A 13,519-nucleotide genomic window follows, 5' to 3' on the forward strand; every position below is an offset into this window, starting at 1 on the left:
TGGAGGCTTGCCTGCCGGCGGAGCCGTCAGGGAGGAGCGATGCCGCAGGCTGCGGGCACAAGGTGCAGCCGCGCTTGGGAGACCTGGGTCAGCGGCGGGACAAGCAGCGTAGCCACCCCGGCTTCAACAGCCGCGCCGTCGTAGCCGGAGCGATCGCCGACCATCAGGGCCTCGCAAGGCCGCACGCCGAGCGCATCCAGGGCAACGCGGAAGATGGCGGGATCGGGCTTGCAGACGCCGTGCTCGAAGGAGAGGACGAAGTGGTCGACGTAGCCGTCGAGGCCGTTCTTGGCGAAACCCGGGCGGATGTCGAAGTGGATGTCGCTGATGACCGCCACCTTCAACCCCGCTGCTTTCAAGGTTCTGAGATTGGGCTCGGTGTCGGTGGCAAAAACGTGCGTCGGTGGGGTCGGACAACGCCGCGTACATCTCCTGGGCCAACGCGGAGTCGATGCCGGCAGCGTTCACCCAGCGGTCGTAGCCCCAGCGGTGCGACTCGGCTGACGCGTCAGCTCGGACCCAGGCCTGCTCGACGTCCGGCCACTTACCCGCCGTACTCAACGCCGAGCTGATCTGCTGCACCTGCGACTCCGACGCGTCACGTCCGAGCTGTCGCAGTGAGCGCTCGATCCACAGGGCCCCCTTCGGCTGCCCCTGGGCCGGACCCCGCTTGGGGACGATGAGCGTCAGAGACTCGACAGCGAACAAGGCCAGACAAGCACGTCCTCCGGCGAAACCCTGCTCTTCAGCGCCGAAGCGATGTGAAGCGCTGCTTCCCTTGCTGGGCGATATATCGTCACGCCCTCGTGGCCAACTGCTCCGGTGCGGTGACCGGCCTGCGTGTGTTGGGCGTGTCTGTCAGACCGGGAGGCTGCCGCCCAAAGGATTGTGGCGGCCGCACGACCGGCCTCAACGACAGCTCCGACCGCCATAGCGAATGGGACGTGGTGTGGCCAGAAAACAACAGGCGCAACGGGGTTTCGGCGCAGTGGGTGTGGCGGTAGCCCTCATCTGGGGATGCGCCGCTGCTGGGAACGCTCGGCCGTCCGAGGAGACTCCGGATGGCTTCGAGCGGGCGGCCGAGCAGGCAGCAGCAGAGTTCGGTGTGCCGAAGGACGTGCTTCTCGGCGTCAGCTACGAGTCCTCCTGGTGGGAGGGCAATCATGGCCGCCCGAGTACCAAGGGTGGCTACGGTCCGATGCACCTGACGGACACGACGTCCGGGAAAACGTACGCCCACCGCCCAGGCGAAGGACCGGTGGATGCCACGGGCACCGACGACCCATCCGAGCACACATTGCAGGCTGCCGCCGAACTGATCGGCGTCGCACCCCAGACGCTCAAGAGGGACGAGCTGCAGAACCTCCGGGGTGGCGCTGCTCTGCTCGCCTCGTATCAACGGCAGATCACTCGTGGGATCTCGCCAGATCCAGGTAGCTGGTACGGGGCTGTGGCGCGGTACAGCCAGGCCCACGACACCGCGACGGCCGGGCAGTTCGCGGATGGCGTGTTCACGGTGATCCGCACCGGAAAGCGGCGGGTGCGCGAGGACGGCCAGACGGTGTCGTTGTCGAAAAGACCAGCCGTTCGTCCGGCGAAGTCACAGCTCGCGTCCCTGAGGTTGCGGACGCTTCCCGCAGCGGCCGTGCCGGAGTGCCCCAGTGAGATGAACTGCCGGTTCGTTCCGGCTGCTGCCTCGAACTACCAGGTGTCCGCGCGGAATTCCAACGGCATCGACGTCGAATTCATCGTCATTCATGACATCGAAGGGCCCTACGACGCGGGAATCAGCTGGTTCCAGGACCCGTCCAGCGGGGTTTCCGCGCACTACGTGATGAAGGCCGACGGCAGCGAGGCAACCCAGATGGTTGCCACCAAGGACATCGCTTTCCACGCCGGAAACTACTGGGTCAATCTGCACGGCGTCGGTATCGAACTGGAAGGTTACGCAGCCCAGGGGCCCACCTGGTTCACCCCGGCCCAGTACAAGGCGACTGCCGCGCTGGTGGTCTACCTGGCTCGGCGCTTCGACGTCCCACTGGACCGCAAGCACATCGTCGGGCACGACAACGTCCTTCCACCGAGGCCGGCCCGCGCGCCGGACGCACACTGGGACCCTGGCCCCTACTGGGACTGGGAGAAATTCATGGCTCTCCTCGCCGCGGCTGACCGCCAGGATCCCGGGGCCAAAGGGGGAGCGGGAGGCGGGAACATCGGGATCGGGCAGGCGGTCATGATCGCACCGGAATACGGCAAGAACGCGCAGACGGCGACGGTTTGCGACCCGAAGTGCCATACCCAGACCCAGCCTTCGAACTTCCTCTACGTCCGTACGGCGCCCCGCGACGATGCCGCGCTCGTCTCCGATCCTGCCCTCCATCCGGACGGGGCGGCGGGCACCGACCGCATCGACGACTGGGGTGCCACCGTGGTGTGGGGGCAGGAATTCGTGGTCGCCGATGTGCGAGGAGACTGGACGGCCATCTGGTTCAGTGGGCAGAAGGGATGGATCCACAATCCCGCGGGCATGCACACCCGCCCCGCCCCGAACGCGCGGATCGTCCGTCCCGCGAGCGGCGCGAAGTCGGTCTCCATCTACACCACGGCGTACCCTCGCGTCGACGAGTACCCCCGGGGAGTGCCTGCATCGGAACAGACACAGTTCAACATGTACACGTTCCCGCAGGGTCAGGCGTACGTCGCCGCTCGCACGCCCGTGGGCGCCAACGACTTCTTCCCTGCCACGCCCACACGTCCAGAGGTCGTGGTCACCGGTGACCAGAAGTACGACGTGATCCAGTACAACCGCCGCCTGGCCACGGTCGACAAGGCGGAGACACGCGGCTGAGACCCGGTCCCGGACCGCGGCTCCGGTGGGCGCGGGCTGGATGTCCTTCAGCCGCGGAAGGCTCGCCAGTCGGAGGGAACCAGCCGACCGACCCCCACCGCTTCCTGCGGTGAGGGTCAGGGGCACGAGCAGTGAACCCGATCTCCTATTCGGTGCGCAGAGCCGTGGCGGTGCGGGCCCTTGCGGCCCAGCCCGCGGGCAGGAGCGCGCCCAGAGCGGCGATGAGCAGGCCGCCGAGCGCGAGCGGGAGCAGTTCGGCTCCGTGGTAGACGGCAATCACGGAATCGGGGAGACGGAGTCCCGCGCCGTCGCCCATCGCGGGCATCACCCAGCCGTGCAGCGCCACTCCGAGCGGCACGCCCAGGACGCCCGCGACCAGGCCGGTCATGACGACCGAGGTGAGCACCATCGCGACAGTCTGCCGAGGCGTCATGCCGAGCGCCTTGTGGACACCGATCTCCCGGACACGCTCGCGGGTGTCGAGCAGTACGCCGTTCAGCACGCCGAGCGCGGCGACGGCGACGAGCATCAGCGTGAGGATCGCGGACAGCGAGTTGAGCGTGACCACCATGTCGCTGTCGCGGCCGAGCCCGCCGGCCTGGGCGGTGGACCCCAGTGGTGCGAGTTCCTTGTTCAACGCGTCGACGTAGCTGGTGACATCGGTGCCCGACGTGACCGCGATGTGATGGCTCGTGTCCGTCAGATCGGGACGCGCGCCCGCGAGGGTCGCTGCGTCGGTGAAGACCTGCATGCCGTCGTTACGGGGGTCGAGGACCTCGCCGACGATCCGGACCGTGACCGGCCGGTCCAGCCCGTTCACAGTGACGGTGTCGCCGATGTGGGTGCCGGTGGCAGCCAGGAAAGGAGTCGGGACCACGGCCTCGCCGGGCTTGTCGGTCCAGCGGCCCGAGACCATCGTGTAGCCGCCCCAGGAGGCGTCGCCGGTGAAGGCGACGACGTCGACGGTGCCGGTCACGCCGGACACGGTCGCTCGTACTGTCGAAGCGCTGTAGTGCTTCGCGGTTCCGGCGCCGGACTCGATGGCCGCAGCGACCGCGGCGGGGTCGGCCCTGGGTTTCTCCTTCGAGGCAGGACCGCGCGGGCCGAAGTCCGGCAGGGGGGCGGGCACGGTGACATCGGCTACGTCGTGCGCCTTGGCCTTCATCACTTCGCCGAGCGAGTCCACCATCCCCACGGTGAATGTGACAGCGATGGTGCCGAACAGGACAGCCGTGCCCATGGCCAGCGCGCGGGCGGGCCGGGCGAAAGGCCGGGCCAGGCCGAGCGCGACGGGCTGCGGCAGCGGCAGCCAGCCGGAGAGACGGGCCGCCCACCGGCCGCGCCGCGTCGAGGTGCCGCGCCCGACGGCGAGCGCGTCGACCGTGCGCAGCCGCCCGGCCCGCCAGGCACTCGCCCACGCGGTCACCGCGACCAGGCCGAGCACCCCGGCGATCACCGTCGCATCGACCCAGGGGGCGATGGCCAGAGACGAGGAGCCGTAGACCTCCTCGGTCTCGGCAAGAACGGGGACGGCCAGCAGATGGCCCGCGAGAACACCGAGCGCCGTGCCGACCGCGGCTGGGATCAGCGCTTGGCCGACGTACGCGCGTACGACCTGGGCCGGGGTGAAGCCGACGGCCTTGAGGATGCCGATGCGGCGCGTCCCCGCGCCGACGGCCGCCGCGACGATGTTGCCGACGATCAGCACCGACATGACCAGACCGAGAGCCCCGAACGCGATGAGGAACGGGACGTACAGGGCGGTGTCGCGTTCGGCGTTCTTCTTGACGGTGAGCCAGGACTGTTTGCCGATGGCGGCTCCCGGCGGCAGGTCCTTCGTCACGGCCTTGGCTCCCGCGGTGACCTGCCCGGCTGTTGCCGCGTCGGTGAAGCGGTAGAGCACCTGGTAGCCGCCGCTGCCCGGCGCGGTGAGCGCCGGCATCTGGGACGGCACCACCCACGCGTCGGCGGTCTGTGTCACCGACCGGGCCACTCCGACCACCTTCAGTGTCGGTCCGGCGGACAGGGCGGGGAACGTGAGCTCCGCGCCCAGGGCAGGGATGAGCGACGAGTCGGCGGACAGCGCGATCTCGCCGGAGCGCTGGGGCCACCGCCCTTCCGTCAGTGCCACCTCGTCCACGTCCCGGCCGGGATCACCACGGCCGACCACGGTCATCGGCCATCCGTCGCCCGCCCCGCCCGTCTTCGGAGCGACCGTCGCCGTACGGAACGGGCCGGCGGCGGTGCTCACCCCGTTGGCGCGGGTGGACTCCGACAGCCGCCCGGCGTCAACCTTGCTCGCGTCGAACGCGACGGACAGGTGCGCGCCGCGCTGCTCGGCGAAGGCATCCGCGAAGGGCGCGCCGGAGACCACCAGCAGCGATCCGCCGAGGACGGACGCGGCCACCGCCATCATCGTGGCGAGCCCGATGACCAATGTCTGCACGCGGCGCCGGCCCACTCCCGAGCGCACCACCTGGCCGAGGGCGCTCATTGGACGACCTCGGCGGGCGATACGACATCCTCGGCGATCCGGCCGTCGGTGATCCGGACCGTACGGTTCGTACAGGACCGGGCCAGGGCCAGGTCATGGGTGACCACGACGATGGTCTGGCCCTCGGCGTTGAGGTCGGCGAGCAGCTTGCTGACGTCCTGCCCGGCGGCCGTGTCCAGGGCCCCGGTCGGCTCGTCGGCCAGGAGCAGCGGCGGCCGGTTCATCAACGCCCGTGCCACCGCGACGCGCTGACACTCGCCGCCGGACAGACGTCCCGGGTAGGCGCGGGCATGCCGGTCGATGCCGAGGGTCTGCAGGAGCTCTGCGGCCCTGCGGTCGGCCTCGCCGCGTGCCATGCCCGCGAGCCGCGCGGGCAGGACGACGTTGTCGGTGACGGTCAGGTCGTCGAGGAGGTTGAAGAACTGGAAGACCATGCCGATCTTCGATCGCCGGTAGCGCGCCCCGCCGGCCTCCCCGAGACGGTCCACCCGCACGCCGTCCACGGTGACGGTCCCCGTGTCAGGACGGTCCAGCCCCGCGATCAGATTGAGCAGCGTGGACTTGCCGCTGCCTGACGGCCCGAGGACCGCGACGGCCTCGCCGGGCCGCACGGTCAGCGACACCTCGTGCAGGGCGAGCGGGCCGTCGCCGTAGCGGCGACTCACCTCGCGCAGGTCGATCACCGGCGTGGACATGGGAGGGCTCCTTCGATACGGGTGTCGGTTCGGGAATCTGGCTCCCGGAACGCTAGGAGCGGGCCCCGCCGCCGCACGTCGCCCGTCCGGACCCATTGCCGTAATGCGTCGGGATGACCCGCGGGAACGTCATCCCTGCGATGTAGGCGCCCGATGTACGCCGGGCACCGGGAACGGCCGCTGGGGCGGACTCCGATGGGGCGGGCAGCGGCGACAATGAACCGGTGATGAACGTACGTACGATGTCGGCGCGGCTGTGGGCCACAGTCCGCAGCACGCTCCGCACGGCGGTCCGCGACGTCAGACATGCGACCGGTCCGCCGCTGCGACTCGGCCGTCGCGCTTGGCAGTTCGACGTGCTCGTGGCGCTGGTGCTCGGCGTCACCACGGTCTATTACGGCATCGACAACGCGAACAACGTCGTCGTGCGGGAGATCGCCGGCGTGCAGCACGTCATGGCACGCCCGGCGGGCCCCGGCGGCATGGCCTTCATGGTGACCCTCGCGGCCGTCGCCTCGGGCGCCCTGGCGCTGCGCCGCCGCTTCCCGCTCGCCGTGCTGTGCGTCGTGACGGCTGCGGTACTGGCGACACCGCAGAGCGTCATGCGGCTGACGTTCTACGCGTTCGTGATCGCCGTCTACAGCGCCGCCGTCCACAGTCCCTACCGGGTGGCGACCCTCGCGGCGCTCCCGGTGTCGGTCCTCCTGGTCGGCACGTCGGGGAACTCGGTGACGCCGATCATCCCCAACGAGTACATCGCCCTGCTGATCCTGGTCCCGATGGCAGGAGCCGCTCTCGGCCTGCGCACCTGGAAACTCCGGACCGACGAGGGCCGCACCCGCCTGTCCGCCTTGGAGCGCGAGCAGGCCGAGGCGCTGCGCCGGGCCGTCGAGCACGAACGCGCGAGGATCGCCCGGGAGTTGCACGATGTCGTCACGCACAACGTCAGCGTGATGGTCATCCAGGCAGGCGCCGCCCGAAAGATCATGAAATCCTCTCCCGAACAGGCCGGGGAGGCGCTGCTCGCCGTCGAGGCCGGCGGGCGGGCGGCCATGACCGAGCTGCGTCATGTGATGGGGCTGCTCACCATGCCCGATGAAGGCGAGGACGCCCGTCCGGGGGTTGACGAAGGTACGGAGCTGACCCCGCAGCCCGGCCTGGACCAGCTGGAATCGCTGGTCGGACGGGTCCGGGAGGCCGGCCTCCCGGTCCGCCTGACCGTGACGGGACCACCTTGCCACCTCCAGCCCGGCCTCGAACTCGCCGCCTACCGCGTGGTCCAGGAGGCCCTGACCAACACGGTGAAGCACGCGTCCGGTGCCACCGCCGCCGTCACCGTCGAGTACGGTCCGGACCGGCTACGGGTGGAAGTCACCGACACCGGTGGGTACCCGGACGCCGGTGCGGCCTCCGGGAACGGCCGGGGCCTGATCGGTCTGCGCGAGCGCCTTGCCGTCTACGACGGAACCCTGCGCGCCGGCCGGCGCCTGACCGGCGGGTACCGTTTGGAGGCGCTCATCCCACTGGAGGCGCCGATCTCCCTGGAGGCACCGTGACCGAGCAGCCGCCGCGGGTACTCCTGGCCGACGACCAGACCCTGGTGCGTACCGGATTCCGGATGATCCTCGGCGCCGACGGCATCGACGTCGTCGCCGAGGCGACCAACGGGGCAGAGGCGGTCGACGCGGTCCGCCGCACCCGGCCCGACGTGGTCCTTATGGATGTCCGGATGCCCCAGATGGACGGCCTGGAGGCAACCCGCCGCATCCTCACCGGCGCCCCTGGCGATCCTCGCGTCATCATCCTGACCACCTTCGACCTCGACCGGTACGTCTACGCGGCGCTGTCCGCGGGTGCCAGCGGCTTCCTCCTCAAGGACGTCACCCCCGAGCACCTGGCCTCGGCCGTCCGGACGGTCCGCACCGGCGACGCCCTCCTCGCGCCTGCCATCACTCGCCGCCTCGTGCAGAGATTCGCCCGGCAGAGCGGTGAAACCACCGCCCTCCACCGCGACTTGGCCTCGCTCACCCCGCGCGAACTGGAGGTCCTCGGCCTGCTGGCACGAGGGCTGAGCAACGCCGAGCTCGCCGCCCGTCTCCACCTGGCCGAGGCGACCGTCAAGACGCACGTCGCCCGCATCCTCGCCAAGCTCGGACTCCGTGACCGTGTCCAGGCCGTCATCGTTGCCTACGAGACGGGCCTGGTCAGCGTCGGCGCGGGCGAGGGTGACCGGCAGTCCACTGAGCAGACGTAGACCGGAGCCCAGACTTGGGACACGCAGTGGGCACCTGTCCGCCTAGGACGCGTTTCAGAATTGCCCGGACACACGCGGTGATCTGATACGGCACATGGTGATGGCATCCTTGGTCAGTGCTCTCATCCGATCATGCAGGTGCCGTGTTCTTCGACGTCGATGGCACTCTCGTCCCGCGGACAAGTTCGTCGGTCTTCCTGGCCGGCTTCCTCGGACATCGCGACGAGTTGGCAGAGGCGGAGGGCGGGTACGCCTCAGGCGCCCTGGACAATCGACAAGTCTCGGAGCTGGATGCGGCGGGCTGGGCAGGCGTGCCTGAGGGGCAGGTCCTCGGCTGGCTCGACGGGCTTCCCCTTGTCTCGGGCATTTCGGAGACCGTGGCCTGGTGCTGGAGCAACAGGCTGGTGCCTGTCCTGGCGACCCTGGCTTGGTCCCCGGTCGGCAGTTACCTGACCGACCGCTTCGGCTTCCATTCGTTCAGCGGACCTCGGCTGGAGACCGCCGGAGGCCGGTTCACGGGGCGCGTGGCCCGCCACTTCGACGAGTACGACAAGCGGGACTTCGCCCTGACGCAGGCGCGAGAGCTGGGGCTGGACCCCCTCTCGTGCGGGGCGGTGGGAGACAGTCGTTCCGACCTGCCGCTGTTTGCCTCGGTAGGGGTGGCTGTGGCATTCAACGCCTCGAAGCACGCGCGGACGGCTGCGACGGTTGTGGTCGAGGACGACGACCTTCGAGGTGTGCTCCCGCACTTGAGCAGGTTGGTCACAGCCACTCGTTGATGGCCGCGACCAGCACGCCCCCGTGAGAGCCGCGCTTCTCCGGGACCGTGCAGCGAACGCCGCGTCTGCGCAGGTACGCACTCCCGTACCGTCTGGGCATGGTTGATCAGCAGTGGGACGGTGTACGTCAGCGTGTGGCCGCGTTGGGTACCCAACCGGCGAGCGGAAAGGTGTTCGGCTCGCTCGGGCACAGGTGGGCCCTGGAAGAACCGCTGGCCGATGACGAGCTTGCCGAACTCGAAGTGCAGATGGGTGTGCGGTTGCCGGATGACTACCGCAACTTCCTCACCTCCGTGGGCGCCGGCGGCGCGGGTCCCGCCTACGGCCTCTTCCCCGTGCGCCGCGTACAAGGCCGCTGGCGCTGGGAAGGAGATGGTGCCGACCTGGCCGACCTGTCCATGCTCGCCCGGCCCTTCCCTGACCACGGCCCGGACCCCAAAGAGCTCGACGCACTTCTCGCCGTACGCCCTGAAGAAGAGGACTTCGACGAGATCGAGGACTTCGACGACGCCATAGAGGCATGGGACGAACACTGGGACGCCCTGATGTGCGCCCCTGAACGCACCGCGGGCGCCATCGTCATCTCCCACCTCGGCTGCGCCCAAAGGGAGTGGTTGATCATCAGTGGCGCCCACCGCGGCACCATCTGGTCCGACTGCCGGGCAGACGACACCGACCTCGTCCCGCTCCGCGACCACTCCGGGAAGCCGGTCACCTTCGCCCGCTGGTACATCGACTGGCTACAAAAGGCCGAGCTCACCGCCCACCAGCCATCTACGAACGCCTGACATTGGGCGCTGGCATGCACGACACTGCGCCGTCGTCACGATGAGCGTTGTAGACGGCCCTCGCGCTTTGTCGTTGCCCGGCCGGGCCGTTGGCGCGGGCGGGGATGGCTCACCCGCGGCCTGGCAAGGGTGTTGTCACAGGTGGCGGCTATGTTGTGGCTCGTCAAGTACGTGAGCGGGGGAGTGGCGATGGTGGTCGAGGTCGGGTACGCGCAGGCGTGGGATCTGGAGACTCGCGTCCCCTGGCGGCCGATATCCGTGGAACAGGCCCGTGAGCGGGATGCCGCCGGGCTCCCGTACGTGGTGGTGTACCGGGCGTCGGGCCGGGAGGCTCCGCTGGAGGTTCGGCTCGTCTCCTGGCGGGATCACTATGTCGGGCTGTGGGTCTACGACGCGCAGGGCCGCCGTACCTACGACCTGGACATGCGGCTCCTGGACGACCCGACGCGGCTGCTGCGCCGGTCCGAGGTCCGCTGGCACTACACCTGCCCTGAGATGGCGGAGTTCGACGAAGCGTGCCCGCGCATCACCGTGGAGCTCTTCCCGGACGGAAAGGGCCGGCGAGAGGAAGAGCCGCAGGGCAGGCGTGGGGGCTCCTGCACCACCGTGCCAAGGGTCGGCGATGACGAGCGCTGGGCGGAACGGCCTGCCTTCGGAGAATGGCCGCTGTTCTCCGCCCGGTCGCACGGGCTGACGGAGCCGCCGGTCTTCGAGATCACCGAACCGGCCGCGGCGGCCGCCGACGGCAGCAGGGGCGCGCCCACCACCTGCTGGCATCCACCCCGCCCCGCGCAGCCCGGACCGATCGGCGAGCTGTTCCGGCCCGGGGTGCGTGTGACCGACGGACACCACCCCGAGATGACGATCGTGGAGCCACGCCGCATCGGTACCCTGCGTGTACCCAGCGGGCTGCTCGCCGTCTCCGGCCCGGACATCGACCGCGAAGGCCCGCACATCACGGTCCCTGTCCCGCCTGGGGAGTACGTACTGGAGGAGGCGCAGGCCAGACACACCTACCACTGCGAGTGGGAGAGGAGCGGGGTCACGCGCACCGACACCATGGCCGTCCGCCTCCTCGTCAGCGAGGCCCCCGCCACGACCTGGGAGATGGCGCTCAGGCCCGAGGACGACCTTCGGCTGTTCATCGAGAACCAGATCTCCGGTTTCGACACCGACGGTGCCACCGGCTGCTTCGCCGATGCCGGAGCCTGGGAACCCCTCCTCGCGCTCTTCGACAGAGGGCTGATCCAGGGAGACCCGGACCTGGACCCGGACGTGTACGAGGACATCAGCGACTCCATGTACCTGCTGCGTACCCGGGACCGGGCCTCCGGCGGCGAACTGGTGGCCTTCGCGACGACAGGGGACGGCACCTATCCCGTCTGGGTCGGCCGTTCCGAGGCCGGCGAAGTGGTCGGGGTCGCGGTGCTGGTAGAGGGGATGCCCCGAGTACTCCCAGAAGTTGGAGTCACCGCCAATGCCTGACGTTGCCTACGTGGCGGGTCAGGGGACCCGCCACCGCGCCGACCAGACCCTTGGAATGACCGGGCGATGATGCAGTCGGCCCGCTCTCTACGACCTGGCATCGCCAGATCCCGCCCGCGATGACGTCTGTGCACCGCTTCTATGCTCATGCGGTGACGTCTTACGAAGGAACGCATCCCACCGTGCTCGTCCGGGTCGGTGATCTCCGCGCCCAGATCGACGAACAGCTCGCACCGGCGATCCAGGCGATCTGGGAGTGCGGCATTGACACGTTCACCTGCTGTCAGGACCTGGCTGAGAGCAACGCGGACTGGCCGGAGAAGTTGCCGCATATGGCGGAGTGGGTGGAGTCCCGCCGCGGCTGGATGCTCATCGACTTCCCGGTCGAGAGCGGGCTCGCCTTCCTGTCGGCCGTAGCGAACGCCGGACCGCGGGACGCCTTCTACGCGCGGATGACGCACTGGGCCGCGCCCGACGCTTGGGACGTGAATATCAAGCCGTTGGACGCCGCGATGTTCCAGGGGGACCAGCCGTCGGACTTCGGCCTACGTCTCCTGCAGGTCAGCTTCCCGGCCTACGATCTGCCGGAACTGACCCGGCGCCTGCACGAACACGCCGCAGGCCGTACGGTGCCGCCTGCCCCCGCGGACTGGAGCACCGTAGGACGTTGAACCCTGGTGGCTGAGGGCGCATAACGCTGGTGAGAGTGTGACGCGCCGGTCGGCCGCCGCGACCATTCACGGTGCTCGGGACCATGACGCTCGACGGCGAGGACCCCTGGTCTTCACGGAGACGTTCCATATGACACCCGACGGAACCACGTACTACATCTCCGACGGCATCCGCCGACTGACCTACAGGGCCTGAGGGTGCAGGAAGCGCTCCACCCTCCCGGAGGAAGGAGGGGAGCGCATGTGGGGTCGGACGGACGCAGAGATCACAGACGAGGAGATCGAGGCGCTTCAGCGAGTAACCCCGGCAGCGATTTCGCCGGGAAAACGATGCGCCGCGTTCCCGGTGTGCCGGAGGGATTCGGGGGCACAGGGAGCGGTGAGCGAGTGACCTCGTTCCAGCTGTGGCCTGCGGACACACCCCCCATCCGCAGGCCACAGCTCTGGTTCCTGCCTCAGGCAGACTTCCGTCGCGCCGACTTCTTGCCGCAGGCCTCTTGGCGGCCGGCTCCCAGTGATCTCCGTATGGGCAACAACTGGCTGCCCATGGTGTCCCTCGGGTAACGCTGCGAGAAGGGATGTCACTCATGTCCGTGACCGTTGACTCCAACGTCGACTACCAGGGGAAGAGCGCCATGCTCAAGCCTGGACGCCCCAAGCCGACCCGTCCTTGAACGACTCGACCTCATCCGTCCGCGTGCCCGCCAGGTGGACGGTGACGCAATTCGGCAGGGGAGCAACGGGGTTTACGGCCGAACGCGCCGACTTCGCCGGAGTTCACCTGTTGCCTCGCAGGCACCCGTGCGATCGGGCTCGTCAGCGTGGGCAGGGGCGGCGCAAGCGACGGCGCCGATCGTCGTGGTGCGGTGCGCGGCTCAGCCGGCCCCGACGGGCAGGGGGCCGACCCGGCTCTCCAGCCAGGCCGGCAAATCGAGCAGCCGGACACCTTCCTGCTCGTTGGGGTCGGTCCGCGCGACCAGGCACACCATGTCCTCCTCACCCGTGTTCACCGGCATGTGCGGAGCGTCAGCCGGAATGTGGATGTAGTCGCCCGCACGCAGCACGACATGCTCGGAAAGGTCCGCGCCGTGCCACACCTCGACCTGGCCAGACTGAATGAAGATGGCCGACTCATGACCCTCGTGAAGGTGAGGGCGGCCCCGGCTGCCGGCCGGCATCACCAACCGATGCAGACACAACCGCTCAGCCCCCACGGACTGCGCGCTGATACCCGCCCCGAACAACCCGCCCTGGACCCCTTCGTACTGCCCGGTCCGAACCACTGCGCACAACTTCTGATCTGCCATAAGCGCAGTACAGCAGCGCGCCCACGGTGTTCGAGCAGTTCACGCCAGCCCCCGTCTCAGGCTGACTTCCGCCGCGTCGTGTTCTTCGCAGTCGTCTTCGTGGCTGCTGCCTTCTTCTTGACGGCCCGCCTGCGCTCCAGGTCGTCCAAGTGCTCGACGCTGAGGGCGCCCAGGAGCGCGAGCGCCCCGTCTGGCACA

General features: G+C 69.2%; 12 protein-coding genes. 7 read left to right on the plus strand and 5 right to left on the minus strand.

Annotated features, from left to right (window positions below):
- Positions 1-26: 26 nt before the first annotated feature.
- Positions 27-461, minus strand: coding sequence for an HAD family hydrolase (locus ACZ3OF_RS18530; protein WP_467305845.1), 435 nt, complete (start codon positions 459-461; stop codon positions 27-29).
- Between the two features lie 488 nt (positions 462-949).
- Between ACZ3OF_RS18530 and ACZ3OF_RS18535 the strand changes: the two genes are divergently transcribed.
- Positions 950-2,848, plus strand: a complete 1,899-nt coding sequence (locus ACZ3OF_RS18535) for an N-acetylmuramoyl-L-alanine amidase (RefSeq protein ID WP_467305610.1) — start codon at positions 950-952, stop codon at positions 2,846-2,848.
- A gap of 145 nt (positions 2,849-2,993) precedes the next feature.
- Here the strand turns inward: ACZ3OF_RS18535 and ACZ3OF_RS18540 are convergent, their stop codons facing one another.
- Positions 2,994-5,342 (minus strand): ABC transporter permease, encoded by a 2,349-nt coding sequence (locus ACZ3OF_RS18540; protein ID WP_361675382.1) that lies wholly within the window; start codon positions 5,340-5,342, stop codon positions 2,994-2,996.
- Positions 5,339-6,037: an ABC transporter ATP-binding protein gene (locus ACZ3OF_RS18545; RefSeq protein WP_361675379.1), complete on the minus strand. Its 699-nt coding sequence runs from the start codon at positions 6,035-6,037 to the stop codon at positions 5,339-5,341. The genes ACZ3OF_RS18540 and ACZ3OF_RS18545 overlap by 4 nt, the downstream gene beginning before the upstream one ends.
- Positions 6,038-6,264: 227 nt before the next feature.
- Here ACZ3OF_RS18545 and ACZ3OF_RS18550 point away from each other — a divergent pair, with 227 nt between their 5' ends.
- The 6 genes from ACZ3OF_RS18550 to ACZ3OF_RS18575 all read left to right on the plus strand — a co-directional run bounded on the left by ACZ3OF_RS18550 (position 6,265) and on the right by ACZ3OF_RS18575 (position 12,014).
- Positions 6,265-7,593 (plus strand): sensor histidine kinase, encoded by a 1,329-nt coding sequence (locus tag ACZ3OF_RS18550; protein ID WP_467305613.1) that lies wholly within the window; start codon positions 6,265-6,267, stop codon positions 7,591-7,593.
- Entirely contained in the window at positions 7,590-8,291 is a 702-nt protein-coding gene (locus ACZ3OF_RS18555) for a response regulator transcription factor (protein ID WP_361675373.1), read from the plus strand. Before ACZ3OF_RS18550 ends, ACZ3OF_RS18555 begins: the two co-directional genes overlap by 4 nt.
- Before the next feature lie 143 nt (positions 8,292-8,434).
- Entirely contained in the window at positions 8,435-9,070 is a 636-nt protein-coding gene (locus ACZ3OF_RS18560; protein WP_361675370.1) for an HAD family hydrolase, read from the plus strand.
- Between the two features lie 98 nt (positions 9,071-9,168).
- Entirely contained in the window at positions 9,169-9,858 is a 690-nt protein-coding gene (locus tag ACZ3OF_RS18565) for an SMI1/KNR4 family protein (RefSeq protein WP_467305616.1), read from the plus strand.
- 150 nt (positions 9,859-10,008) lie between these two features.
- The gene (locus ACZ3OF_RS18570; RefSeq protein WP_467305618.1) at positions 10,009-11,343 is read left to right on the plus strand and encodes a DUF4241 domain-containing protein; all 1,335 of its coding nucleotides are present in this window, start codon (positions 10,009-10,011) and stop codon (positions 11,341-11,343) included.
- Between the two features lie 182 nt (positions 11,344-11,525).
- On the plus strand, positions 11,526-12,014 hold the full coding sequence (locus tag ACZ3OF_RS18575) for a hypothetical protein (protein WP_467305620.1): 489 nt from the start codon (positions 11,526-11,528) through the stop codon (positions 12,012-12,014).
- Between the two features lie 875 nt (positions 12,015-12,889).
- Here ACZ3OF_RS18575 and ACZ3OF_RS18580 read toward each other — a convergent pair.
- Both ACZ3OF_RS18580 and ACZ3OF_RS18585 read right to left on the minus strand, forming a co-directional pair.
- Positions 12,890-13,321: a cupin domain-containing protein gene (locus tag ACZ3OF_RS18580; RefSeq protein ID WP_361675358.1), complete on the minus strand. Its 432-nt coding sequence runs from the start codon at positions 13,319-13,321 to the stop codon at positions 12,890-12,892.
- Between the two features lie 56 nt (positions 13,322-13,377).
- A complete protein-coding gene (locus tag ACZ3OF_RS18585; RefSeq protein WP_361675356.1) occupies positions 13,378-13,518 on the minus strand; it encodes a hypothetical protein in 141 nt (46 codons plus the stop codon).
- Between the last annotated feature and the right edge of the window lies 1 nt (position 13,519).

Source organism: Streptomyces sp. NPDC022552, from assembly GCF_055561875.1.